21 protein-coding genes are annotated in these 22,101 nt (G+C 70.3%); 5 read left to right on the top strand and 16 right to left on the bottom strand.

Annotation, left to right across the window (positions count from 1 at the left end):
- Position 1 precedes the first annotated feature (1 nt).
- From ruvX to ASG45_RS11380, 5 genes are all read right to left on the bottom strand, one after another.
- Positions 2-475 carry a Holliday junction resolvase RuvX gene (gene ruvX / locus ASG45_RS11400; RefSeq protein ID WP_055837333.1) on the bottom strand — a complete coding sequence of 158 codons (474 nt, stop codon included), beginning with the start codon at positions 473-475 and terminating at the stop codon, positions 2-4.
- Positions 472-3,141, bottom strand: coding sequence for an alanine--tRNA ligase (gene alaS / locus ASG45_RS11395; protein ID WP_055837329.1), 2,670 nt, complete (start codon positions 3,139-3,141; stop codon positions 472-474). The genes ruvX and alaS overlap by 4 nt, the downstream gene beginning before the upstream one ends.
- 62 nt (positions 3,142-3,203) lie before the next feature.
- Positions 3,204-3,491, bottom strand: a complete 288-nt coding sequence (locus ASG45_RS11390) for an ATPase (protein ID WP_191915104.1) — start codon at positions 3,489-3,491, stop codon at positions 3,204-3,206.
- Between the two features lie 192 nt (positions 3,492-3,683).
- Complete coding sequence (rpsD, locus tag ASG45_RS11385) at positions 3,684-4,313, bottom strand: 30S ribosomal protein S4 (RefSeq protein WP_055837326.1); 630 nt, start codon at positions 4,311-4,313, stop codon at positions 3,684-3,686.
- Positions 4,314-4,500: 187 nt separating this feature from the next.
- Complete coding sequence (locus ASG45_RS11380) at positions 4,501-5,928, bottom strand: replication-associated recombination protein A (protein WP_156459430.1); 1,428 nt, start codon at positions 5,926-5,928, stop codon at positions 4,501-4,503.
- A 143-nt stretch (positions 5,929-6,071) separates the two neighbouring features.
- On the opposite strand from ASG45_RS11380, the gene ASG45_RS11375 reads away from it, so the two are divergent.
- From ASG45_RS11375 to ASG45_RS11365, 3 genes are all read left to right on the top strand, one after another.
- Positions 6,072-6,353 (top strand): hypothetical protein, encoded by a 282-nt coding sequence (locus ASG45_RS11375; RefSeq protein WP_055837924.1) that lies wholly within the window; start codon positions 6,072-6,074, stop codon positions 6,351-6,353.
- 519 nt (positions 6,354-6,872) lie between these two features.
- Positions 6,873-8,165, top strand: coding sequence for a DUF349 domain-containing protein (locus ASG45_RS11370; protein ID WP_082516590.1), 1,293 nt, complete (start codon positions 6,873-6,875; stop codon positions 8,163-8,165).
- A 64-nt stretch (positions 8,166-8,229) separates the two neighbouring features.
- Positions 8,230-8,907, top strand: coding sequence for a hypothetical protein (locus ASG45_RS11365; RefSeq protein ID WP_055837322.1), 678 nt, complete (start codon positions 8,230-8,232; stop codon positions 8,905-8,907).
- Here ASG45_RS11365 and ASG45_RS11360 read toward each other — a convergent pair.
- The 10 genes from ASG45_RS11360 to pdxS all read right to left on the bottom strand — a co-directional run bounded on the left by ASG45_RS11360 (position 8,886) and on the right by pdxS (position 19,077).
- Positions 8,886-11,135 carry a RelA/SpoT family protein gene (locus ASG45_RS11360; protein WP_055837319.1) on the bottom strand — a complete coding sequence of 750 codons (2,250 nt, stop codon included), beginning with the start codon at positions 11,133-11,135 and terminating at the stop codon, positions 8,886-8,888. The genes ASG45_RS11365 and ASG45_RS11360 overlap by 22 nt on opposite strands.
- A 61-nt stretch (positions 11,136-11,196) precedes the next feature.
- Positions 11,197-12,183, bottom strand: coding sequence for a protein translocase subunit SecF (gene secF, locus ASG45_RS11355; protein ID WP_055837316.1), 987 nt, complete (start codon positions 12,181-12,183; stop codon positions 11,197-11,199).
- Positions 12,183-13,889 carry a protein translocase subunit SecD gene (secD, locus tag ASG45_RS11350; protein ID WP_055837311.1) on the bottom strand — a complete coding sequence of 569 codons (1,707 nt, stop codon included), beginning with the start codon at positions 13,887-13,889 and terminating at the stop codon, positions 12,183-12,185. Before secD ends, secF begins: the two co-directional genes overlap by 1 nt.
- 50 nt (positions 13,890-13,939) lie before the next feature.
- Complete coding sequence (locus ASG45_RS11345; RefSeq protein ID WP_055837308.1) at positions 13,940-14,416, bottom strand: preprotein translocase subunit YajC; 477 nt, start codon at positions 14,414-14,416, stop codon at positions 13,940-13,942.
- Between the two features lie 80 nt (positions 14,417-14,496).
- Positions 14,497-15,543 carry a Holliday junction branch migration DNA helicase RuvB gene (gene ruvB / locus ASG45_RS11340; RefSeq protein WP_055837305.1) on the bottom strand — a complete coding sequence of 349 codons (1,047 nt, stop codon included), beginning with the start codon at positions 15,541-15,543 and terminating at the stop codon, positions 14,497-14,499.
- Positions 15,536-16,156: a Holliday junction branch migration protein RuvA gene (gene ruvA / locus ASG45_RS11335; RefSeq protein WP_055837302.1), complete on the bottom strand. Its 621-nt coding sequence runs from the start codon at positions 16,154-16,156 to the stop codon at positions 15,536-15,538. Before ruvA ends, ruvB begins: the two co-directional genes overlap by 8 nt.
- Before the next feature lie 9 nt (positions 16,157-16,165).
- Complete coding sequence (ruvC, locus tag ASG45_RS11330) at positions 16,166-16,768, bottom strand: crossover junction endodeoxyribonuclease RuvC (RefSeq protein ID WP_055837300.1); 603 nt, start codon at positions 16,766-16,768, stop codon at positions 16,166-16,168.
- 48 nt (positions 16,769-16,816) lie between these two features.
- Positions 16,817-17,575 (bottom strand): YebC/PmpR family DNA-binding transcriptional regulator, encoded by a 759-nt coding sequence (locus ASG45_RS11325; RefSeq protein ID WP_055837296.1) that lies wholly within the window; start codon positions 17,573-17,575, stop codon positions 16,817-16,819.
- A gap of 10 nt (positions 17,576-17,585) precedes the next feature.
- Positions 17,586-18,203 carry a pyridoxal 5'-phosphate synthase glutaminase subunit PdxT gene (gene pdxT / locus ASG45_RS11320; protein ID WP_082516573.1) on the bottom strand — a complete coding sequence of 206 codons (618 nt, stop codon included), beginning with the start codon at positions 18,201-18,203 and terminating at the stop codon, positions 17,586-17,588.
- On the bottom strand, positions 18,193-19,077 hold the full coding sequence (gene pdxS, locus ASG45_RS11315; RefSeq protein ID WP_055837293.1) for a pyridoxal 5'-phosphate synthase lyase subunit PdxS: 885 nt from the start codon (positions 19,075-19,077) through the stop codon (positions 18,193-18,195). Before pdxS ends, pdxT begins: the two co-directional genes overlap by 11 nt.
- Positions 19,078-19,173: 96 nt before the next feature.
- On the opposite strand from pdxS, the gene ASG45_RS11310 reads away from it, so the two are divergent.
- Positions 19,174-20,529, top strand: a complete 1,356-nt coding sequence (locus tag ASG45_RS11310) for an aminotransferase class I/II-fold pyridoxal phosphate-dependent enzyme (RefSeq protein WP_055837291.1) — start codon at positions 19,174-19,176, stop codon at positions 20,527-20,529.
- Positions 20,526-21,380, top strand: a complete 855-nt coding sequence (pdxY, locus tag ASG45_RS11305; protein ID WP_055837287.1) for a pyridoxal kinase PdxY — start codon at positions 20,526-20,528, stop codon at positions 21,378-21,380. Before ASG45_RS11310 ends, pdxY begins: the two co-directional genes overlap by 4 nt.
- A 61-nt stretch (positions 21,381-21,441) precedes the next feature.
- Here the strand turns inward: pdxY and ASG45_RS11300 are convergent, their stop codons facing one another.
- A complete protein-coding gene (locus ASG45_RS11300; RefSeq protein WP_055837284.1) occupies positions 21,442-22,053 on the bottom strand; it encodes a hypothetical protein in 612 nt (203 codons plus the stop codon).
- Positions 22,054-22,101 lie beyond the last annotated feature (48 nt).

Genomic DNA, 22,101 nt, shown 5'->3' with positions numbered 1-22,101 from the left:
GTCAGGCGGGCTCCTGTCCCGGTGAGACGGTGGGTCCGGCCGGCTCGCCGGACTGTCGCTCCACGTCGAGCGCCTGCTGCAGCAGCACCACGGCGGCGACTTGATCCACAATGCTACGAGACGCTCGCTGGGAACGGCCTGCCTCTCGCAGGACGCCGTGCGCCGACACCGTGCTCAGACGCTCGTCGACCAGGCGCACCGGCATCGTCAACGCCTCGGCGAGGGCGGCGGCGAACGCGCGGGCGTCGGTCGTCGACGGGGTGTCGTCGCCCCGGAGGTTCAGCGGCAGGCCGACCAGCACCTCGAACGCCTCGTACTCCGCCGCGAGCTCGACGATCCGCCGCACCGGCTCACCCTTTCGCGGCACGGTCTCGACGGGCACGGCGAGCACGCCGTCGGGGTCCGAGCGGGCCACGCCCACCCGGGCGCGCCCGACGTCGATCCCCAGGCGGATACCGCGCCGGAATCCCGTCACGCGGCGGTCGCCCGCACGTCGGTGACGATGCCCTCGAGCGCCGTCGGCAGGGCCGCGGCGTCCGTTCCGCCGCCCTGGGCGACGTCGGGGCGTCCGCCACCTCCACCGCCGAGCACGCCCGCGGCGTTCTTGGCGAGGGCACCCGCGGCGAGGCCGCGCTCGCGCGCGCCCTCGTTGGTGACGACGACCACCGTGGCGCGCCCGCCGGCGACCGAGGCGAGAGCCACGACGGCGGGGTCGGACCCCAGCCGATCGCGCACCTGCAGGGCGAGCGAGCGCACATCGTCGGCCGAGGCCCCCTCGCCGAGGCTCTGGGCGACGACCCGCACGGCGCCGACCGCGACGGCCGACTCGACGAGCTGCGGCAGACGCCCGCTCAGGGCCTGAGCCTCGAACGCGGCGATCTTCTTCTCGGCGGCCTTGAGGCTGGCCGCGAGGTCGGCGATGCGGGTGGTGAGCTGTTCGCGCGGCGTCTTCAGGCTCGAGCTCAGCTGCGACACGATCGCCCGCTCGGCGGCGAGATCGCGGAACGCGTCGAGCCCGACGAGCGCCTCGACGCGGCGGTTGGAGGCACCGACGGACTGCTCCCCCACCAGGTTGACCAGGCCGATCTCGGAGCTGCGGGCGACGTGCGTGCCACCGCAGAGCTCGCGCGACCACGGTCCGCCGACGTCGACCATGCGCACCGTGTCGCCGTACTTCTCACCGAACAGCGCCATGGCACCCGCGGCCTTCGCCTCGTCGAGCGACATCACGCGCGTGGTGACCTCGAGGTTGTCGCGGACGGCGTTGTTGGCGATGTCCTCGATCTCGGTGCGCGTCTCGGGAGACAGCGCGGCGCCCCAGCTGAAGTCGAAGCGCATGTAGCCCGCGCGGTTGAGCGAACCGGTCTGGGTGGCGCTCTTGCCGAGCGTGTCGCGGATCGCGGCGTGCACGAGGTGGGTGGCGGTGTGCGCCTGCTGCGCCGAGTGGCGGTTGAGGGCGTCGACGACGGTCGTGGCGCGCGCCCCCACCGACACCTCGCCGGTGCTGACCTCGACGGTGTGGCTGACGAGGCCCGGAACGGGACGCTGCACGTCGAGCACCTCGAGCTCGTACCCGGGGCCGACGATCACGCCCTTGTCGGCGACCTGGCCACCCGACTCGGCGTACAGAGCCGTCTCGGCGGTGATGATCTCGGCGATCTGCCCCTCGGCGGCGCGGTCGGTGCCGCGGCCGTCGATCAGGATGCCGAGCACCGTCGACTCCGTCTGCAGTTCGGTGTAGCCGGTGAACACCGTCTCGCCGAGCGCGCGGAACTCGCGGTAGGCGCTCTGGTCGGCGATCGTTCCCTTGCGGGCGCGGGCATCGGCCTTGGCGCGGGTGCGCTGCTCGAGCATGAGCTCGTCGAAAGCGGCGCGGTCGACGGACAGGCCGGCTTCTTCGGCGATCTCGAGCGTCAGGTCGATCGGGAAGCCGTAGGTGTCGTGCAGGAGGAAGGCCTCCGAGCCCGACAGCGTCGTGCCCCCGTCGTTCTTCGCCTCGACGACGGACTGATCGAGGATCGCCGAGCCGGCGGCCAGCGTGCGCAGGAACGTCTGCTCCTCGGCGATCGCGTAGGCCGAGAGGCGCGCGTAGTCGGTGCCGACCTCGGGGTAGGACTCCTTCATCGCATCGCGCGAGGCGGCGAACAGCTCGGGGAAGGTCGCACCCTCGACGCCCAGCAGGCGCATCGAGCGGATGGCGCGGCGCATGATGCGACGCAGGATGTACCCGCGGCCCTCGTTCGAGGGCGTGACGCCGTCGGCGAGCAGCATGAGCGAGGAACGCACGTGGTCGGCGACGATGCGCAGGCGAACGTCGTCCTCGTGCGACTCGTGGCCGTAGGCCTTGCCGGCCAGCTTGGCTGCCAGGTCGAGCACGGGGCGCACCTGGTCGGTCTCGTACATGTTGTCGACGCCCTGCTTGAGGAACGCGATGCGCTCCAGGCCCATGCCGGTGTCGATGTTCTTGGCGGGGAGCTCGCCGACGATGTCGAAGTCGTACTTCGAGCGCACGTTGGTGATCTCGTACTGCATGAACACGAGGTTCCAGATCTCGACGTAGCGGTCGTCGTCGGTGGCGGGGCCGCCGTCGATGCCGTACGCGGGTCCGCGGTCGAAGAAGATCTCGGAGCAGGGGCCGGCGGGACCGGGAAGACCGGTCGACCAGTAGTTCGTGTCCTTGCCCAGACGCTGGATGCGCTCCTCGGGCAGGTCGGTGAGCGAGCGCCACAGATCGTGCGCCTCGTCGTCTTCTTCGTAGACCGTGACCCACAGGTCTTTCGCGTCGAAGGCGAGGCCGCCCTCGGATTCGGGCGAGGTCAGCAGTTCCCAGGCGAAGCGGATCGCGTCCTCTTTGAAGTAGTCACCGAAGGACCAGTTGCCGAGCATCTGGAAGAACGTCCCGTGGCGGGGGGTCTTGCCGACCTCTTCGATGTCGTTGGTGCGGATGCACTTCTGCACGTCGGCGGCCCGGGGGTACGGCGGCGGAACGACGCCGCTCAGGTACGGGATGAACGGCACCATGCCCGCCACGGTGAAGAGCAGGGCCGGGTCGTCGGTGACGAGCGAGGCCGACGGGACGATCGTGTGATTCTTCTTCTCGAAGAAGTCGAGGAAGCGCTGGGCGATCTCGGCGGTTTTCATGGCGGGTCTTTCCGTGCGCGTGAGGAATCGGCCCCGACACGCGGAACCCGATGCCGGGGAGGTCAGTCGGAGGGCGAAGCGGCTTTCTTGGCAGCCGCTGCGGCGTCGTCGACGGCGTCCGCTGTCTTGTCGACCGCCGTGGATGCCACGCTCTTGACGTCGTCGATGATCTCCGACAGACGCGTCTCCTGCTGGCGGTACGCGTCGCTCATGTGATCGGTGAACTCGCCGATGCGCGAGTCGAGCTGGGCGAGGACTTCCTGCCCGCGGGGGTCCTTGTTGACCATGTGGGCGGCGACGAATCCGCCGACGATGCCCAGGGCGAACCAGACGAGGCTTCTCACGATCACCACTTCTTCCTCGATACGACGCCGCGGTCGCGGCATCCCTCATCGTAGGCGACCACCCCTGTCCGCCGCGAAAGAGGGATCGATGAATGCCGTGCCCTCCGGCATCCGAGGGCGATCGGGCGGTGAGCGGGGAGCGCGGTCAGAACGAAAGAAGGGCGCCGGGAGAACCCGGCGCCCTTCAGCTCGCTGAGATCAGCGGGCGGCGTAGTACTCGACGACGAGCTGCACGTCACACGTGACGGGCACCTCGGCGCGCTTGGGGCGACGGAGCAGGCGAGCCTGCAGCGTCGCCAGGTCGACCTCGATGTAGCCCGGAACGGGGGGCAGCACTTCGGCGTGCCCACCGGCGGCGGCGACCTGGAAGGGCTCGAGGCCCTCGCTCTTGGTCTTGACGTGGATCATCTGGTTCGGCTTGACGCGGAACGACGGGCGGTCCACGAGCTGGCCATCGACCATGATGTGGCGGTGCACGACGAGCTGGCGAGCCTGCGCGGTGGTGCGGGCGAAGCCCGCGCGCACGACGAGGGCATCCAGACGCATTTCGAGCAGCTCGACCAGGTTCTCACCGGTCAGGCCGTCGGTGCGACGGGCCTCGTTGAACGCGATGCGCAGCTGCTTCTCGCGGATGCCGTACTGCTCGCGCAGACGCTGCTTCTCGCGCAGACGAACGGCGTAGTCGCTGTCGGCCTTGCGCTTGGTGCGACCGTGCTCACCCGGAGCGTAGGGACGCTTCTCGAGGTAGCGGGCGGCCTTGGGGGTGAGCGCGATGCCGAGGGCTCGCGACAGACGCACCTTACGGCGGTCCTGAGACTTCGTGGTCACGAAGTGCTCCTTCCGATGACGCGGCCGCGCCTTTCGCGGCTCGCGGGCGTATCGCCCCCTTCCGCCCGATCCGAAGCGCACGCCGGGGCGCACCGGAAGGTGATCACTGGAAGGAGGGGATGCCCGAAAACCCTGTTTCGAGCCGGTTCATGCTATCAGAGCACTCGGCGAGACCCCTGCGCGGGTGTCACTGCCCGTCGAGGATGCGGCGGATCTTCTCGAGCCGTGCCGAGACATCGCGCTCGGTGCCGTGGTTCGTGGGCTCGTAGTAACGCTTGCCCCGCAGCTCGTCGGGCAGGTACTGCTGCGTCACGATGCCGATCTCGCTGTCGTGGGCGTACTTGTATCCCTTGCCGTGGCCCAGGCGCTTGGCGCCCGGGTAGTGGGCGTCGCGCAGGTGCATCGGGACGCGTCCGAAACCGCCGGCGCGCACATCGGCGATCGCCGCATTGATGGCGTTGTACGCGGCGTTCGACTTGGCCGTGGTCGCGAGGTACACGGTCGCCTCGGCGAGCGGGATGCGCCCTTCGGGCATGCCGATGAACGCCACGGCGTCGGCCGCGGCGACGGCGATCTGCAGGGCCTGCGGGTCGGCCATGCCGATGTCTTCGGCGGCCGAGATGACGAGGCGTCGGGCGATGAAGCGCGGGTCCTCCCCCGCTTCGATCATGCGGGCGAGGTAGTGGATCGCGGCGTCGGGGTCGGAGCCGCGCACCGACTTGATGAACGCGCTGATCACGTCGTAGTGCTCGTCGCCCTGACGGTCGTATCTCAGCAGAGCGCGATCGACGGCCTGGGCGATGTGGTCGGCGGTGATGACCGGCAGATCGTCGGCGGGACGCGAGGGGTCGTCTGTCCCGGCATCCGATTCGTCGTCGTCGTCATCGTCATCGCCGTCGGCGGCACGGGTGGCCACCGGCGCGGCGACCCCGCCGTCGTCACCGGCGACCGCGGCGGCGGCCTCGAGGGCGGTCAAGGCGCGACGGGCGTCGCCCGATGCCAGGCGCACCAGCGTGGCGCGGGCCTCGTCGTCGAGCACGACGCGCCCCGCGAGTCCGCGCGGGTCGGTCACCGCCCGATCGACGAGGGCGCCGAGGTCGTCGTCGCCCAGGGGGCGCAGCGTCAGCAGCAGGGAGCGCGAGAGCAGCGGGGAGATCACCGAGAACGAGGGGTTCTCGGTCGTCGCGGCGATGAGCACGACCCACCCGTTCTCGACTCCCGGGAGCAGGGCGTCCTGCTGGGCCTTCGTGAACCGGTGGATCTCGTCGAGGAAGAGGATGGTCGACTGCCCGTACAGGTCGCGCTGCGTCAGCGCCTCTTGCATGACCTCGCGAACGTCCTTCACACCCGCGGTGATCGCCGACAGCTCGACGAAACGACGCCCCGACGAGCGCGCGATGGCCTGTGCCAGCGTGGTCTTGCCCGTTCCGGGAGGACCCCAGAGGATGACCGACACCGCCGAGACGGATGCCGAGGAGTCGGTGGTCGCGAGGGTGACCAGCGGAGAGCCGGGGCGCAGCAGGTGACCCTGGCCGGCGACCTCATCGAGGCTGACGGGTCGCATTCGCACCGCGAGCGGGGTTGAGCCCTGGAAGAGGGCAGAGGCACGGGTCACTGCTCCAGGCTAACCGGGGCCTCCGACACCGGAGCGAGCAGCGGTCCCCGCCGCTCTCGTCGGAGGCCGCCGGACGACCGCCGGCACCTCGGTCCGTGGGGCCCGTGCGTAGGATCGAGGCGTCCGAGCGCGAGGAGGTCGATGTGGTGACGCGGGGGAAAGACCGTCAGACAAGGGAGCAGCGCGAGCGCGCGCGGGTCTACCAGGCGCGCCTCGAGCTGCACGAACGCCAGGGGCGTCGGCGTCGCCGCGACACCGTGATCGGCATCGTCGTCGGACTCGCGGTCATCCTCGGTGCCGGGGCCGCTCAGACGTTCTACTTCGTCGCGGGTCCGGGCGCACCCGTGCCCGCCGTCACCGATGCGCCGACCACCCCGGCGCCGACGGCCATTCCCGAGACGCCCGCACCGGTGCCGACGGAGTGAGCCGGGGCGGCATCCTGTTCCGTGGGTGCGGCCCGTACTAGGCTCGGAGAGTCCTACTCCCCCAGGCGGTTCTGCCGCGATGAGGTGCTACCCGTGACTTCCGCTCCCACCCCCGAGACCTCCGACCCGCGCGACGGCGCGAGTGATGCCGAGGTCGAACCCACCGCCGCGCCCGAGGGCGCGACGGCCGCCGAGGCCGATTCCGCGCCCGGTGCCGATTCACCCGGTGCCGATTCGCCCGGTGTCGACTCGCCCGTCGCCTCCGACGACCACGGCGCCGACTCCGTCCCCGACGTGGACCCGTCCGCGGCATCCGATGACACGGACGACGCAGCCCCCGATGCCGACGCGGTCGACGCCGCGTTCGGCACCCCCGCCGCGACCGACGGCGATGAGCCCAGTGCCGATGAGCCCAGCGCTGACGAACCCGGTGCCGACGAGCCTGCCGCCGCCGAACAGTCGGAGGAGCCCTCCGCGCCTCGCACGCCGGCGCCGTCGCCGCGTCCCGCCGCCACCCCCATGGCTCGTCCGCGCCCGGGTGCCCCCGTTCCCTCGAAGCCTGCCGGCGCCCCCGCGTCGAGCGCGCCCACCGAGCCGTGGGGCCGCGTCGACGACGACGGCACCGTCTCGGTGCGCGAGGGTGACGACTGGCGCGCCGTGGGACAGTACCCCGACGGCACGCCCGCCGAAGCACTGGCCTACTTCGAGCGCAAGTACTCCGACCTCGCGAGCGAGGTGACCCTGCTCGAGGTGCGCCACCGCCGCGGCGGTGCGTCGGCCGGCGATCTGCGCTCGACGGCCAAGACGGTGCGCGGCAAGCTCGACGGCGCCGCCGCGGTCGGCGACCTCGCCGCCCTGGTCGCGCGCCTCGACGCCCTCACGTCGCAGCTCGCCGAAGCCAGCGAGACCGAGGCGGCCGCCGCGAAGGAGGCCGTCGACGAAGCCGTGCGCGAGCGCACGGCCATCGTCGAGCAGGCCGAGGCCCTGGCCGCCCGCGACCCGCAGACCGTGCAGTGGAAGCAGATGACCGCCGATATGGCGGCGCTCTTCGACCGCTGGCAGGCCCACCAGCAGAACGGGCCCCGCCTGTCGAAGTCGACCGCGCAGCAGCTGTGGCGCCGGTTCCGCGACGCCCGCGCCACGGTCGACCGCCACCGCCGCGAGTACTTCTCGCAGCTCGACGACACCCACAAGGTCGCGCGCGACGCCAAGACGCGTCTCGTCGAGCGCGCCGAGGCCCTGGCCCCGCGCGGCGAGGACGGCATCGGCGCCTACCGCGACCTGCTCGACGCGTGGAAGGCTTCGGGCCGCGCCGGCCGCAAGGTCGACGACGCTCTGTGGGCGCGTTTCAAAGCCGCCGGTGACGCCCTGTACGGCGCTCGCATCGAGCGGGAGTCCGCCGAGACCGAGGCCTCGAAAGAGAAGATCGAGCAGAAGAAGGTGCTCCTCGCCGAGGCGGCTCCGCTCGTCGACGAGAAGAACCTCGCCACCGCGCGACAGAAGCTCACCGCCATCCAGCGCCAGTGGGACGAGATCGGTCGCGTGTTCCCGCGCGACAAGGAACGCGCCCTCGACGACGACCTGCGCAAGATCGAGCAGAGCGTGCGCACCCGCGAAGACGCCGACTGGAAGCGCAACGATCCCGAGCAGAAGGCGCGTGCCAACGACATGACGCGCCAGCTGTCCGACGCGATCGACAAGCTCGAGGCCGAGCTCGCCGACGCCACCGCGCGCGGCGACAAGCGCGCGGCGGCTCAGGCGTCCGAGGCCCTCGAAGCGCGACGGACCTGGCTGCGCGCCCTCGGCGGCTGAGCGGGTTCTCCACAGATCTCTACGGTCAACAGAAAGGGCGACACCCTCGCGTCACACTGACGGGATGGTGTCGCCCTTCCTGTTCTTCGCCGACGAGCGCATGGCCCTGGCCGAGCTCACGGCCGCGTGCCTCGACGGCATCCTGGTCGCCCTGGGCGAGGGGTTCATGCCCGCCGATGCCGTCGAGAGCCCGTGGATGCGTGCGCGAAGCCTCCGTCCGCTCCTCGGAGATCGCTGGGCGGCGGTACGCGCGAGCGCGGCGTGGATACACGGTGGACAGACCGTCGAGCCGACCCGCCACCACGCGCAACGGGTGAGCGCGATACGCCACATCGTGCGGGGAACCGCCCGCGCGCAGTATCACGAGGTGCGTCTCGGGGCGGCCGACGTCGTCACCGTCGCGGGGGTTCACGTCACCACGCCGGCGCGCACCCTGATCGATCTCGCTCGCTCCGGCGACGCCGCCGAGCGAGCCGTGGCCTGCGCGTGGGCCGCCGAGGAGCCGAGGATCGCCGCCGCAGCGACGCTCTGGCTGCGGGCGCACCCGCGCTTCCCCTACGGTCGGCGAGCCGTCGACGCGCTGCGGTACGCACGCGGAGCAGCAGAGCCCGGCGACGATGAGCAGCCCATCTCGCGGAGCCGCGAGATGCTCGACGGTCGCCCGGGGTCACGGGTCACGGCGATCGCCCGTGCCGGCGCGGACGAGGACCGCGTCGCCCCTCAGGAAGACGTGACGCGGTAGACGTCGTAGACCGCATCGATGCGGCGCACCGCGTTCAGCACCCGATCCAGATGCACGGTGTCGCCCATCTCGAACACGAACTTGCTGAGCGCGAGTCGGTCGTTCGTCGTCGACACGGTGGCCGAGAGGATGTTGACGTGGTGCTCGCTGAGCACCCGCGTGACGTCGCTGAGCAGGCCCGAGCGATCGAGGGCCTCGACCTGGATCTGCACGAGGAACACGCTCTTCGAGGTCGGCGCCCACTCGACCTCGATGAGTCGATCGGGCTCTTCCTTGAGCGACTTCACGTTCGTGCAGTCGCCGCGGTGCACCGAGACGCCGCTGCCGCGCGTCACGAAGCCGACGATCTGATCACCCGGCACGGGGGTGCAGCACTTGGCCAACTTGACCAGGATGTCGGGCGCGCCGCGCACGAGCACTCCCGAGTCGCCACCGCGCGGGGCCCGGCTGCGTCCGACGGGGATGTCGATGGGGCCGGTGTTCGACTCCTCGACGTTGACCAGAGCTGTGACCTTCTCGATCACCGACTGGGTCGAGACGTGACCCTCGCCGACCGCGGCGTACAGCGCCGAGACGTCTTCGTAGTGGAAGAGCCGCGCGACCTCGGTGAACGAGTCCTGGCTCATCAGACGCTGCAGGGGAAGGTTCTGCCGGCGCATGGCGCGGGCGATGGAGTCCTTGCCCTGCTCGATGGCCTCTTCGCGACGTTCCTTCGTGAACCACCCGCGGATCTTGTTGCGCGCGCGGGTGCTCTTGACGAAGCCGAGCCAGTCCTGGCTGGGGCCGGCGTCGGGGTTCTTCGACGTGAAGACCTCGACCACATCGCCGCTCTGCAGGGCCGACTCGAGGGGCACCAGGCGACCGTTGACCTTCGCCCCCATGGTGCGGTGGCCGATCTCGGTGTGCACGGCGTACGCGAAGTCGACGGGCGTCGCCCCCGTGGGCAGACCCACGACGCGCCCCTTCGGCGTGAAGACGTAGACCTCTTTCGCGCCGATCTCGAACCGCAGCGAGTCGAGGAACTCCCCCGGGTCGGCGGTCTCTGCCTGCCAGTCCGAGATGTGCGCGATCCATGCCATGTCGGCGTCGACGGCCTTGGCATCCGTCTTGCCGCCGGCCATGCGCTCTTTGTACTTCCAGTGGGCCGCGACACCGAACTCGGCCTGCTGGTGCATCTCGTGCGTGCGGATCTGGATCTCGACCGTGCGGCCACCCGGTCCGAGCACCGTCGTGTGCAGCGACTGGTACAGGTTGAACTTGGGAGTGGCGATGTAGTCCTTGAAGCGCCCCGGCAGCGGCGTCCACCGCGCGTGGATCGCACCGAGCACGGCGTAGCAGTCGCGCACCGTGCCGACGAGGATGCGGATGCCGATGAGGTCGTAGATGTCGTCGAACTCGCGCCCGCGCACGACCATCTTCTGGTACACCGAGTAGAGCTGTTTGGGTCGCCCCATGACCCGGCCGCGTACCCGCAGTTCGCGTAGGTCGGCGTCGACGGAGTCGATGACGTTCTGCACGTACTGCTCGCGCTGCGGAGTGCGCTGTCTCACCAGGCTCTCGATCTCGGCGTAGAGCTTCGGGTGCATCACCGCGAACGAGAGGTCTTCGAGCTCGCTCTTGATGGCCTGGATGCCGAGACGATGTGCCAGCGGGGCGTAGATCTCGAGCGTCTCAGTCGCCTTCTTCGCGGCCTTGTGCGGGGGGACGAAGCCCCAGGTGCGCGCGTTGTGCAGGCGGTCGGCGAGCTTGATGAGCAGCACGCGGATGTCTTTCGACATCGCGACGATCATCTTGCGCACCGTCTCGGCCTGGGCACTGTCGCCGTACTTGACCTTGTCGAGCTTGGTGACGCCGTCGACGAGCATGGCCACCTCATCGCCGAAGTCGGCGGCGAGTTCGTCGAGGGGGTAGCCGGTGTCTTCGACGGTGTCGTGCAGAAGCGCCGCCGCGATCGCCTTGGGCCCCAGACCCAGCTCGGCGAGGATCTGCGCCACCGCCAACGGGTGGGTGATGTAGGGCTCGCCGCTCTGGCGCTTCTGTCCGTCGTGCGCCTTGTCGGCGACCGCGTAGGCCCGTTCGACGATCGCGAGATCGCCCTTGGGGTGGTGCGTGCGGACGGTGCGCAGCAGCTTGTCGACGTCGTCGCGGCGGGCGGCGCGCGAGAAGATGCGCGGCACCAGGCGGCGCAGTGACGACGGGGGCGGCGTGGACGACGCGGTCTCGGTCATCGCCACCTCTTCCTCACGGCCAGTCGATCAAGTCTACGCCCCGCGGGGCGGGGCCCCGGCGTCAGGCCGGGACGCCCGCCTTCTCGCGTGCGGCCACGACGCGGGCATCGCGCTCGGCGATCGGCTTCTCCTTCTCACGCAGGAGGGCATACATCGGAACGGCGACGAACAGCGTCGAGTACGCCGCGACGATCGTGCCGACGAAGATCGACAGCGAGATGTCGCTCAGGGTGCGCGCGCCCAGCGGCACGCCGATGAAGAGGATGGCGCCGACGGGGAGAATGGCGACCACCGTGGTGTTGATCGATCGGATCAACGTCTGGTTCGCGGCGAGGTTGACCGACTCCGCGAACGTGCGGCCGGAGATCTCGCCGTCATCCCGGGTGTTCTCTCTCACCTTGTCGAAGACGACGGTGGTGTCGTACAGCGCGTACGAGAGGATCGTCAGGAAGCCGATGACGGCGGCCGGCGAGATCTCGAAGCCGAAGAGCGCGTACACGCCGATCGTGATGACGAGCACGTCGACGAGGCCGATGATGGCGGCGACCGACATCTTCCACGTGCGGAAGTACAGCGCGAGGATGAGGAAGGTCAGCGCGAGGAAAATCGACAGACCCCACAGCGACTGGCGCGTGACGTCGTTGCCCCAGGTGGGTCCGATGAACGAGTTCGTGATCTCGGACGCATCGACGCCGTAGGCGGAGGCCAGGGCTGCGGCCACCGCCTGGGTCTCGTCGTTGTCCATCTGGTCGGTCTGCACGCGCACGGCCTGGTCGCTGATGGTGCTGACGCGCGTGCTCGCACCGGGCACGACCGAGGTCACGGCGTCGGTGGCGAGCGACTGGTCGAACGAGGCCGGGTTCGACACCGTGAACTGCGAGCCGCCGGTGAACTCGATCGAGAACTGCACCGGGCGGATGAGCGGCACGAGGGCCGCGCCGATCACCAGCACGGCGGCGATGATGAACCAGAGGCGACGGCGCTGAACGAACGGGAACGAGGTCTTCCCGGAGTAGAGGTCGTTGCCGAGCTGCGTCATGGAGCGCATCAGACGTCTCCCTCTTTCGTCGAGCGGCTATCGCTGCGCGCGGCGGCGAGTTCGGCCTGCTTGCGTTCGGCGATCGTCTGGCGGCGCTGGGCCTCACCGCGCGAGCGCTTCGCACGGCCGGCGTCGGCGACGGGAGCACGGAACTCGGCGCGGCCGCGGTAGACGGCGCCCAGCGCGTGCGGGTCCATGCCCGACAGGGGGTGTCCCGACCCGAAGAACCGGGTACGTGCCAACAACTGCATCACGGGGTGGGTGAACAGGATGAAGATCAGGATGTCGATCGCGGTGGTGAGCCCCAGCGTGAACGCGAAGCCCTTCACCGTGGAGTCGGCCAGGATGTACAGCACGACGGCGGCGAGGATGTTGATCGACTTCGAGATGTAGATGGTGCGCTTGGCGCGCGACCATCCGTCTTCGACGGCGGCCGTGATCGACTTGCCGTCGCGCAGCTCGTCGCGGATGCGTTCGAAGTAGACGATGAACGAGTCGGCCGTGAAGCCGATCGTCACGATCAGACCGGCCACACCGGCGAGCGACAGGCGGAAGCCGGCCCGCCACGCCAGGATGCACAGGGCGAGATAGGTCAGCACCGCCATCACGCCGAGCGAGGCGATGATCACCGTGCCGAGGGCCCGGTACACGATCAGGGAGTAGATCGCGACGAGGCCCAGACCGATCAGACCGGCGATGAAGCCCACCTGGAGCTGCTGCGAACCCAGGGTCGCCGACACGGTGTCGGAGCTGACCACCTGGAAGCTCAGCGGCAGGGCGCCGTACTTGAGCTGGTCGGCGAGGGCCTTCGACGACTCCTGCGTGAAGCTTCCCGTGATGCTCGGGCGGCCGTCGACGATGATGCCGTTCATCGACGGCGCCGACAGCACGCTGCCGTCGAGCACGAAGGCGAACTGGTTGAGCGGGGCCTGAGCGCCGTAGAGGCGCTGGCTGATCTCCGCGAAGGTCTGCGTGCCCTGGTCGTTGAAGACGAGGTTGACGGCCCACTGGCCGGTGTTCTGCTCCTGGCCGTTGGTGGCGTTGGAGATGTCGGTGCCGTCGAGCTCGACGGGACCGAGGATGTACTTGGTCGAATCGCCCTGACCGCACGTGATCATGGGCTGATCGGCGGGAGCCTGCGCGGGGTTGCTCGGCGGGTTCGCGCAGTCGTACGAGAGGAACTGCGCCTGCAGCGCCGGGGTGATCCACGCGGGGTCGCTGCCGTTGGTGGGCGACGCGGTCGGGGTCGCGGGCAGCGACGGGTCGGGCGTCGGGTACGGCGTGGTGTTGCCGTCCTGGCCGACGAACGTCGTGGCCGGCGAGCCGGTGAACAGCACCGGGCGCAGCTGCAGCTGAGCCGAGCTCTGGATCCGTTCGCGGGTGGCCTCGTCGGCCTCGCCCGGGATCTGCACGACGATGTTGCGGCCGCCCTCGGTGGCCACGTCGGCCTCGCTCACGCCCGAGGCGTCGACGCGCTGGCGGATGATCGAGACGGCCTGTTGCAGCTGTTCGCTGTCGGGGTTGGCCCCGTCGGTGGTCTGGGCCTGCAGGATGATCTGCGTGCCGCCCTGGAGGTCGAGCGCGAGCTCGGGGGTCCAGGAACTTGCGGAGAAGGCGTACACGCCCAGCGCGTTGATGCCGAAGAGCACGCCGGTGATGGCGAGCAATCCGGTCAACACGCGCCAGGCATGACGGACAGGAGTCGAGGGCGCCACGGAGTCGGCTTTCTGTGCGGCGGTGAACGAGGAAGGGGCCGGTGAGGGCGTCAGGCCTGCGGGCGGTCCTTGTCGGCACGCTCGGCCTCGGTGAGACCGGCCTCGGTGTGCTCGTCCTGACGCGCGGCGCGGCGGTCGTCGCTGATCGAGGTGATGTCGCCGTCGGCGACACCGGCGATGTACTCGGCCTCGGCCTCTTCGGCGTCGATGAAGTCGTCTTCGGTCACGAAGCCCTCGGCCGGGTTGACGATGCGGAGCACGGCCTGGCTGTGCACCTTGATCACGACGCCGGGAGCGATCTCGACGTGCGCGGGCTTGTCGAGGTCTTCACCGTCGTACTCGACGATGGTGCCGTACAGGCCGCCCTGAAGGAGGACCTCGGCGCCGGGAACGGTCTCGCGTGCCTTCTGCTCGATGTCGGCCTTCTGCTTCTTCATCCGACGGCGCGAGCTGTAGAACATGAAGACCAGCAGGCCGATGAGCAGGATGATGATGCCGTAATCGGCGAAGAACCGGGCGATATCCATCGAGGCGGTGCACCTTTCAATTCAGGCGCGCCGTGCGGCACTGCCTAGCGGGGGTCGGGGAATCCCTCGCCGAGTATAGGTCATGACCCCTGGCTGAACCGGAGGACGCCGTCGGGGTGGGGAGCACCGAGGTGGTCGTACGCCTCGGGGGTGGCGACGCGTCCGCGGGGCGTGCGCCCCATGAAACCGATGCGCACGAGGTACGGCTCGACCACCGACTCGATGGTTTCGGGCTCCTCGCCGACGGCGACGGCGAGGGTGCTCAGCCCCACCGGTCCCCCGCGGAAGCGGCGGACGAGCGCGTCAAGCACCGCGCGGTCCAGGCGGTCGAGTCCGATGGCATCCACGTCGTACAGGTCGAGGGCGGCGCCCACCGTCCGCACGTCGGCGTCTCCCTCGGCGGCGCCGTCGGAGGGGCCGTACACGACGAGGTAGTCCCGCACGCGGCGCAGAAGGCGGTTGGCGATGCGGGGCGTCCCGCGCGAGCGACGGGCGATCTCGGACCGAGAGGTGCCGGGCAGGCCCACGTCGAGCATGGATGCCGATCGGGACACGACCCGCTCGAGCTCCTCGGGTTCGTAGTACTCCAAGTGCGCGGTGAAACCGAAGCGGTCGCGGAGGGGGTTGGGGAGGAGCCCCGCGCGTGTCGTCGCCCCGACGAGGGTGAAGGGGGCGAGATCGAGCGGGATGCTCGTCGCGCCCGCGCCCTTGCCGACCATGATGTCGATGCGGAAGTCCTCCATCGCGAGGTACAGCATCTCTTCGGCCGAGCGCGCCATGCGATGGATCTCGTCGATGAAGAGCACTTCGCCGGGGGTGAGCGACGACAGCAGGGCCGCCAGGTCTCCCGCGTGCTGGATCGCCGGTCCGCTCGACAGACGCAGCGGGCGTCCGCTCTCGTGCGCGACGATCATGGCGAGCGTCGTCTTGCCGAGACCCGGGGGGCCCGACAGCAGGATGTGGTCGGGCGAGCGCTGCTGGATGCGGGCGGCGTCGAGCAGCAGTTGCAGCTGCCCGCGCACCTTCTGCTGGCCGACGAACTCGGCGAGCGAGGTGGGGCGCAGGGCGCCCTCGATCGCGAGCTCGATCTCGTCGTCGGGCGTGCCGGCGTCGCGCACGTCAGCCACTCACCGGCTCCTTGCGCGCGGGGCCGAGCAGGGCGAGGGTGAGGCGCAACAGCGCCTGCACCGACGCGCGGTCGGCCTCGGAGGCGTTCTCGGCGACGGATGCCACGGCTTCGGCGGCGGTCCGCTCCGTCCAGCCCAGACCGATGAGCGCCTGCGTCACCTGCGCGGGCACGGCGCCGCGGACCGAGGCGACCGCGGGGGCGGCGGCGGCGACCACGGCGAGCTTGCCGGCGAGCTGCACGACGATGAGCTTCGCGGTCTTCGGGCCGATGCCCGACACGCGACGGAACGGGGCGTCGTCGTCGTCTGCGACCGCCTGCGCGATCTGCGGCACGGTGAGCGACGACAGTACGCCGAGCGCCGACTTGGGACCCACCCCGGTGACGCCGATCAGCTGGGTGAACACCGTCAGCTCCTCGCGGGACTCGAAGCCGAACAGCGAGAGCGCGTCTTCACGCACGATGAGGTTCGTGTGCAGGTGCACGTCGTCGCCGATGTGCACGGTGCGGGCGAGCTGGGAGGTCACGGCCACCGAGAAGCCGACGCCGCCGACCACGATGACCAGTGAATCGTCGGCGACGTGGGCCGCCGAACCGTGCAGCGAGGAGATCATCCTCCGAGCCTAGGGCGCGGTTCGTACATGTGTTCGAGCGACACGCGTGGGGGGCGTGCGTCGCTTCTCGGCGTCGCGCCAGGCGCGCTGCGCGGGGGTGAGTGCCGAGTCGTCCGCGGGGGATGCCGCTCCCCCGCGCCACGCGTGGCAGAGGGCGATCGCCAGGGCGTCGGCGGCATCGGCGGGCTGTGGCAGGGCGTCCAGGCGCAGCACGCGGGCGACCATCGTCTGCACCTGCAGCTTGTCGGCGGCGCCGTACCCCGTGACCGCGGCCTTCACCTCGCTGGGGGTGTGGGTGGCTGCCGGGATGCCGTGTTCGGCGGCCAGCAGCAGGGCGATGCCGCTGGCCTGGGCGGTGCCCATGACCGAGTGGCGGTTGTTCTGTGCGAAGACGCGCTCGACGGCGACGACGTGAGGATCGTGCGCGTGCAGCACCTCGCGGATCCCCGCGGCGATAGCCGCCAGGCGCTTCTCGATCGGATCGGTCGGCGCGGACCGCACGACGCCCACGTGCACGAGCGACGCCGCGCGGGTGGGCGAGACGTCGACGACGCCGATGCCGCAGCGGGTCAGGCCGGGGTCGATGCCGAGGACGCGGAGGGAACGGGACACGGCCCCCACGCTAAGCGCAGGAGCCGTGTCGCAAACGAGGGCGCGCCCTTACTCGTCGTTCTCGAGCTCGGCCTGCACCTCGGCGCTGAGGTCGAAGTTCGTGTAGACGTTCTGCACGTCGTCGCTGTCTTCGAGCGCGTCGATGAGGCGGAACACCTTGCGGGCGGTGTCGGCGTCGACCTCGACCTTGAGCGAGGGGACGAACTCGACGTCGGCCGAGTCGTACTCGATCCCGGCGTCCTGCAGGGCGCTTCGTACCGACACGAGGTCGCTCGCCTCGGTGATGACGCCGAAGCCTTCGCCGTGGGGCTCGACCTCTTCGGCGCCGGCCTCGAGCACGGCGAGCATGACGTCGTCTTCGCTGGTGCCCTCGGAGGGAACGACGATGACGCCCTTACGAGCGAAGTTGTAGGCGACGCTGCCCGGGTCGGCGAGGGTGCCGCCGTTACGGCTGAGGGCGGTGCGCACCTCGGCCGCGGCGCGGTTCTTGTTGTCGGTCAGACACTCGATCAGGAACGCCACGCCGTTGGGTCCGTAGCCTTCGTACAGGATCGAGGCGTACTCGACGGCCTCGCCGCCGATCCCGGCGCCGCGCTTGATCGCACGGTCGATGTTGTCTTTGGGGACCGAGGTCTTCTTGGCCTTCAGCACCGCGTCGAACAGCGTCGGGTTGCCCTGCATGTCGGCCCCACCGAGCTTCGCCGCGACCTCGATGTTCTTGATGAGCTTGGCCCACGACTTGGCGCGGCGGGAGTCGATGACCGCCTTCTTGTGCTTGGTCGTGGCCCATTTGGAGTGTCCGGACATGCGTTCCAGTCTAGAGCGCGGGCGCGCCCGCACCGCGTCGGGCGCGAACGCGATCCAGGAAGCGACGGTGGAAGCGCAGCTCCCCGGTCGACTCCGGGTGAAAGGCGGTGCCCAGGAGCGAGCCCTGTTCGATCGCGACGACGCGTCCGTCGGGAAGCGCGGCGAGGGGCTCGGCATCCGGACCCCACTCGACGACCGCGGGGGCGCGGATGAAGACGGCGTGCACGGGAGGGGCGCCGAGGGCGGGGACCTCGAGGTCGGTCTCGAACGAGGCGGTCTGGCTGCCGAAGACGTTGCGCGCGACGCGGGCGTCGAGGCCGCCGAAGGTCTGCTGGCCCTCGATCGCGCCGTCGAGGCGATCGGCGAGCAGGATCAGGCCCGCGCACGTGCCGTACATCGGCATGCCGTCGGAGATCGCCGCGCGGATCGGCGCCTGCATCCCGAACGCGCGGGCCAGCTTGTCGATGACGCTGGACTCGCCGCCGGGAAGGACGAGTCCCTCCACTGCGGCGAGCTCCTCGGGCCGACGCACCGGACGGGCGTCGGCGCCGAGGGCCGTCAGCGCGGCGAGGTGCTCCCGCACGTCGCCTTGCAGGGCGAGGACGCCGACGCGGGGACTACCAGCCACGCTCGGAGAGTCGGTGCGGGGCGGCCAGATCCGACACGTTGATGCCGACCATCGCCTCGCCGAGCCCGCGCGACGCCTCGGCGACGATCTTGGGGTCGTCGTGGAAGGTGGTGGCCTTGACGATGGCCGCGGCGCGCTGGGCGGGGTTGCCCGACTTGAAGATGCCGGAGCCCACGAAGACACCGTCGGCGCCGAGCTGCATCATCATGGCGGCGTCGGCCGGGGTGGCCACTCCCCCGGCGGTGAAGAGCACGACGGGCAGCTTTCCGGTCTCGGCGATCTCGGCGACGAGGTCGTAGGGGGCCTGCAGCTCCTTGGCGGCGACGTACAGCTCGTCCTTGGTCTTGGCGCGCAGGGCGTTGATCTCGCCGCGGATGGTGCGGATGTGCTTGGTCGCCTCCGAGACGTCGCCGGTGCCGGCCTCGCCCTTCGAGCGGATCATCGCGGCACCCTCGGTGATGCGGCGGAGCGCCTCGCCCAGGTTGGTGGCGCCGCAGACGAACGGCACGGTGAAGTCGTACTTGTCGATGTGGTTCACGTAGTCGGCGGGCGAGAGCACCTCGGACTCGTCGATGTAGTCGACCCCGAGCTCCTGCAGGATCTGCGCCTCGACGAAGTGGCCGATGCGGGCCTTGGCCATGACGGGAATCGACACCGACGCGATGATGTCGTCGATCAGGTCGGGATCGCTCATGCGCGCCACGCCGCCCTGGGCCCGGATGTCGGCGGGCACGCGCTCGAGCGCCATGACGGCGACGGCGCCGGCGTCTTCGGCGATGCGGGCCTGGTCGGCCGTGACGACGTCCATGATGACGCCGCCCTTGAGCATCTCGGCGAGACCGCGCTTGACGCGGGAGGTTCCGGTGTCGGTCATGTCCACTCCGTTCCGCCCTTCGGGGCGCGTTCATTGACTTAGGCCAAAACGTAGCATGGCTCAGGACATAGGCTGGACGCCGACCCAGGGGGGCGTATGACCATCGACATGACCGGCCGGTCGGCATCCGGAATCGCCGCGGACCTGCGCACGCGCATCGAGCGCGGGGAGCTCGCCCCCGGCACCCTGCTGCCGTCGGTGCGAGCCGTGGCCGCCGACCTCGGGGTCAATCGCAACACCGTCGTCGCCGCCTACCGTCAGCTCGCGCAAGCCGGCCTCGTCGAGGCGCGTGGCCGGGGCGGCACGCGGGTCGTCGACCGCGCCGCCGTCGCTCAAGAGGGGTACGCGCCCGACACCGTGCTGCGCGACGTCGGCACGGGAAACCCCGCCCCCGGGCGCATCCCCGACCCCACCGCGGCCCTCGCGCGCTCGACCCGACCCGTGCTGTACGGCGAACCGGTCATCGACCCGGGCCTCGAGGCCTGGGCGCGCGAGTGGATGGCCGACCAGCTTCCCCACGACGAACTGCGCATCACCGTTACCAGCGGTGCGAGCGACGCGATCGAACGCCTGCTGGCCCAGTCCCTGCAGCGCGACGACGCCGTCGCCCTCGAAGACCCCTGTTTCCTGTCGGCGTTGCACACCGTGCGCACCGGCGGGTATCGCGCGGTGCCCGTGGCGGTGGATGCCGAGGGCATGACCGTGGAGGGGCTCCGCGTCGCACTCCAGGCGGGGGTGCGCGCGGTCATCTGCACGCCTCGCGCGCACAACCCCACGGGGGCCAGCCTCACCGCGGAGCGCGCGGCGGCCCTCCGTGCGGTGCTCGCCGAGCATCCGTACGTGCTCGTCATCGAGGACGACCACTTCTCGCTGCTGTCGCGGGCGGCATTGCATTCGGTGATCGGCCCGGGTCAGCGCCGGTGGGCGCGTATCCGTTCGATGTCGAAGTTCCTCGGACCCGACACGTGCCTGGCGGTCACGGCATCCGACGTCGACACCGCCGACGGCCTCGCCGTGCGCCTGACCCCCGGCACCACCTGGGTCAGCCACCTGCTGCAGCGCATGACCCTCGCGCTCGTCACCGACGAGGCCGTGCGCGCCGGCATCGAACGGGCGGCTGCGCACTATGCGCACCGCAACGCGGCCTTCGCCGAAGCGCTGAGTGCGCGCGGGCTGGCGGTGAGCCCGGGCGACGGCCTGAACCTCTGGGTTCCGCTCCCCGTTCCCGCAGCCGCCGTGCGCGAGGAGCTCATGCGGCGCGGCTGGCTCGTGCGCGAGGGCGACCCGTTCTTCCTCGCGCCCGAGCACGCGGGATCGTTCCTGCGTCTGACCGTGCACGACCTCGACGCGGACTTGGCCGACTCCCTCGCCGACGACATCGCGATCGCCGCGGGCACACTGTCGGCGGGCGTGCTCCCCGCGCGGGCGCGAAGTGGGAGGATCGACACATGAAGGTGCTTTCGATCCAGTCGGCCGTCGCGTACGGGCACGTCGGCAACTCCGCCGCCGTCTTCCCCCTGCAGCGCATCGGCGTCGAGGTCCTGCCGGTCTACACGGTCAACTTCTCGAACCACACCGGATACGGCGCGTGGCGCGGACCCCTCATCGCGCCCGACGACGTGGCCGCGGTGATCGCCGGCATCGAGGACCGCGGGGTGTTCCCCGAGATCGACGTGGTGCTCTCGGGCTATCAGGGCGGCGAGGGCATCGCCGACGTCATCATCGACACCGTCGCGCGGGTCAAGCGGGCGAATCCGGATGCCGTGTACGCCTGCGACCCCGTCATGGGCAACGCCAAGTCGGGCTGCTTCGTGGCACCGGCCATCCCCGAGCTGCTGCGCGAGCGCGTGGTGCCCGTCGCCGACATCCTCACCCCCAACCAGTTCGAGCTCGGTTTCCTCACCGGCACCGAGCCCGGCAGCATCGACTCGACGCTGGACTCGGCCGACGCACTGCGCGACCGCGGTCCGCGCACGATCCTCGTCACCAGCGTCGAGCGCCCCGACCGCGAAGCCGACACGATCGAGATGATGGTCGTCGACGACAACGGCGCGTGGATCGTGCAGACCCCGCTCATCCCGATGAAGGCCAACGGCTCGGGCGATGTCACGGCCGCCCTGTTCACCGCGCATTACCGCCGCAGCGGGGGCGACGCGGCCGACGCGCTCGCGCGCACGGCGTCGAGCGTCTTCGACCTGCTCACCAACACCTACGAGTCGGGCTCGCGCGAGCTGCGTCTCATCGAGTCGCAGGAGGCGTACGCGCACCCGCGCCTGCAGTTCTCGGTGCGCCAGGTGCGCTGAGCGGCCGTCGCATCGCGATCGTCCGCTCGCCCGGTGTGATCGATCGCTCCGGCGGCCGGCGTCAGCCGCCGTAGACCTCGAGATACGCCGCCTGCCACGCGGGGGCGTCGTCGGGGCAGAGGAACGACGTTCCGAAGATCATGACGCTGGCGACGTTGCGCTCGCCCGCGGCCCGCGTCGCGGCGTCGGTGTCTTTCGGCAGGATTGCGGCGAACAGCGGAGACGTGTCGACGTGGGTCTGCAGGGTGGTCGCATCGACTTCGTGCGCGCTGAGGATGGCGGTCTCGCACGCGTCGGCCGCCAAGGCGAGCGTGATGCTCTCGTCTTGCGCCGACCAGGAAGCCCCCTGTCCCTCGACGTACGCGCGCTGCTCGGCGATGAACTGCTTCTGCGCGGGCGTCACCGCGACCAGGGGCGTACCGTCCATCGGCAGTTGCTGGGCGCGGAAGAACTCCTCGCGTTCGGCGAACGCGTCGCCCAGCTCGTCGGCGTCGGTGTCGTCGTCGGGTGCCGCGGACGACGACCCCTCGGTCGGCGACTCCTCGGTGGTCGGCCCGGGAGTGGCGACGCTCTCGGCATCTCGCGGACTCGGGAGTGGGATGCAGGCGGTCGCGCCGAGCAGCACTCCCACGAGCGTCAACGAGAGGACGAGAGGGCGGAGGCGAAGGTCCATCCGCTCACGCTAGTCACTGCGCGACGTGTGCGCCGACGGGGTGTGGAT

The organism is Microbacterium sp. Leaf436 (genome assembly GCF_001424715.1).
Taxonomy (GTDB): domain Bacteria; phylum Actinomycetota; class Actinomycetes; order Actinomycetales; family Microbacteriaceae; genus Microbacterium.
The sequence above is the reverse complement of the archived record's forward strand: the minus strand, read 5'-3'. Positions and strand labels throughout refer to the sequence as shown.

Bases quoted from the DNA above. Each gene is read 5' to 3' on its own strand.
- alaS (WP_055837329.1), bottom strand. From the start codon at position 3,141: ATGAAAACCGCCGAGATCGCCCAGCGCTTCCTCGACTTCTTCGAGAAG.
- ASG45_RS11370 (WP_082516590.1), top strand. From the start codon at position 6,873: ATGGCTCGTCCGCGCCCGGGTGCCCCCGTTCCCTCGAAGCCTGCCGGC.
- ASG45_RS11365 (WP_055837322.1), top strand. From the start codon at position 8,230: ATGGTGTCGCCCTTCCTGTTCTTCGCCGACGAGCGCATGGCCCTGGCC.
- ASG45_RS11360 (WP_055837319.1), bottom strand. From the start codon at position 11,135: ATGACCGAGACCGCGTCGTCCACGCCGCCCCCGTCGTCACTGCGCCGC.
- secF (WP_055837316.1), bottom strand. From the start codon at position 12,183: ATGCGCTCCATGACGCAGCTCGGCAACGACCTCTACTCCGGGAAGACC.
- ASG45_RS11345 (WP_055837308.1), bottom strand. From the start codon at position 14,416: ATGGATATCGCCCGGTTCTTCGCCGATTACGGCATCATCATCCTGCTC.
- ruvA (WP_055837302.1), bottom strand. From the start codon at position 16,156: ATGATCTCCTCGCTGCACGGTTCGGCGGCCCACGTCGCCGACGATTCA.
- ASG45_RS11325 (WP_055837296.1), bottom strand. From the start codon at position 17,575: ATGTCCGGACACTCCAAATGGGCCACGACCAAGCACAAGAAGGCGGTC.
- pdxS (WP_055837293.1), bottom strand. From the start codon at position 19,077: ATGACCGACACCGGAACCTCCCGCGTCAAGCGCGGTCTCGCCGAGATG.
- ASG45_RS11310 (WP_055837291.1), top strand. From the start codon at position 19,174: ATGACCATCGACATGACCGGCCGGTCGGCATCCGGAATCGCCGCGGAC.
- pdxY (WP_055837287.1), top strand. From the start codon at position 20,526: ATGAAGGTGCTTTCGATCCAGTCGGCCGTCGCGTACGGGCACGTCGGC.
- ASG45_RS11300 (WP_055837284.1), bottom strand. From the start codon at position 22,053: ATGGACCTTCGCCTCCGCCCTCTCGTCCTCTCGTTGACGCTCGTGGGA.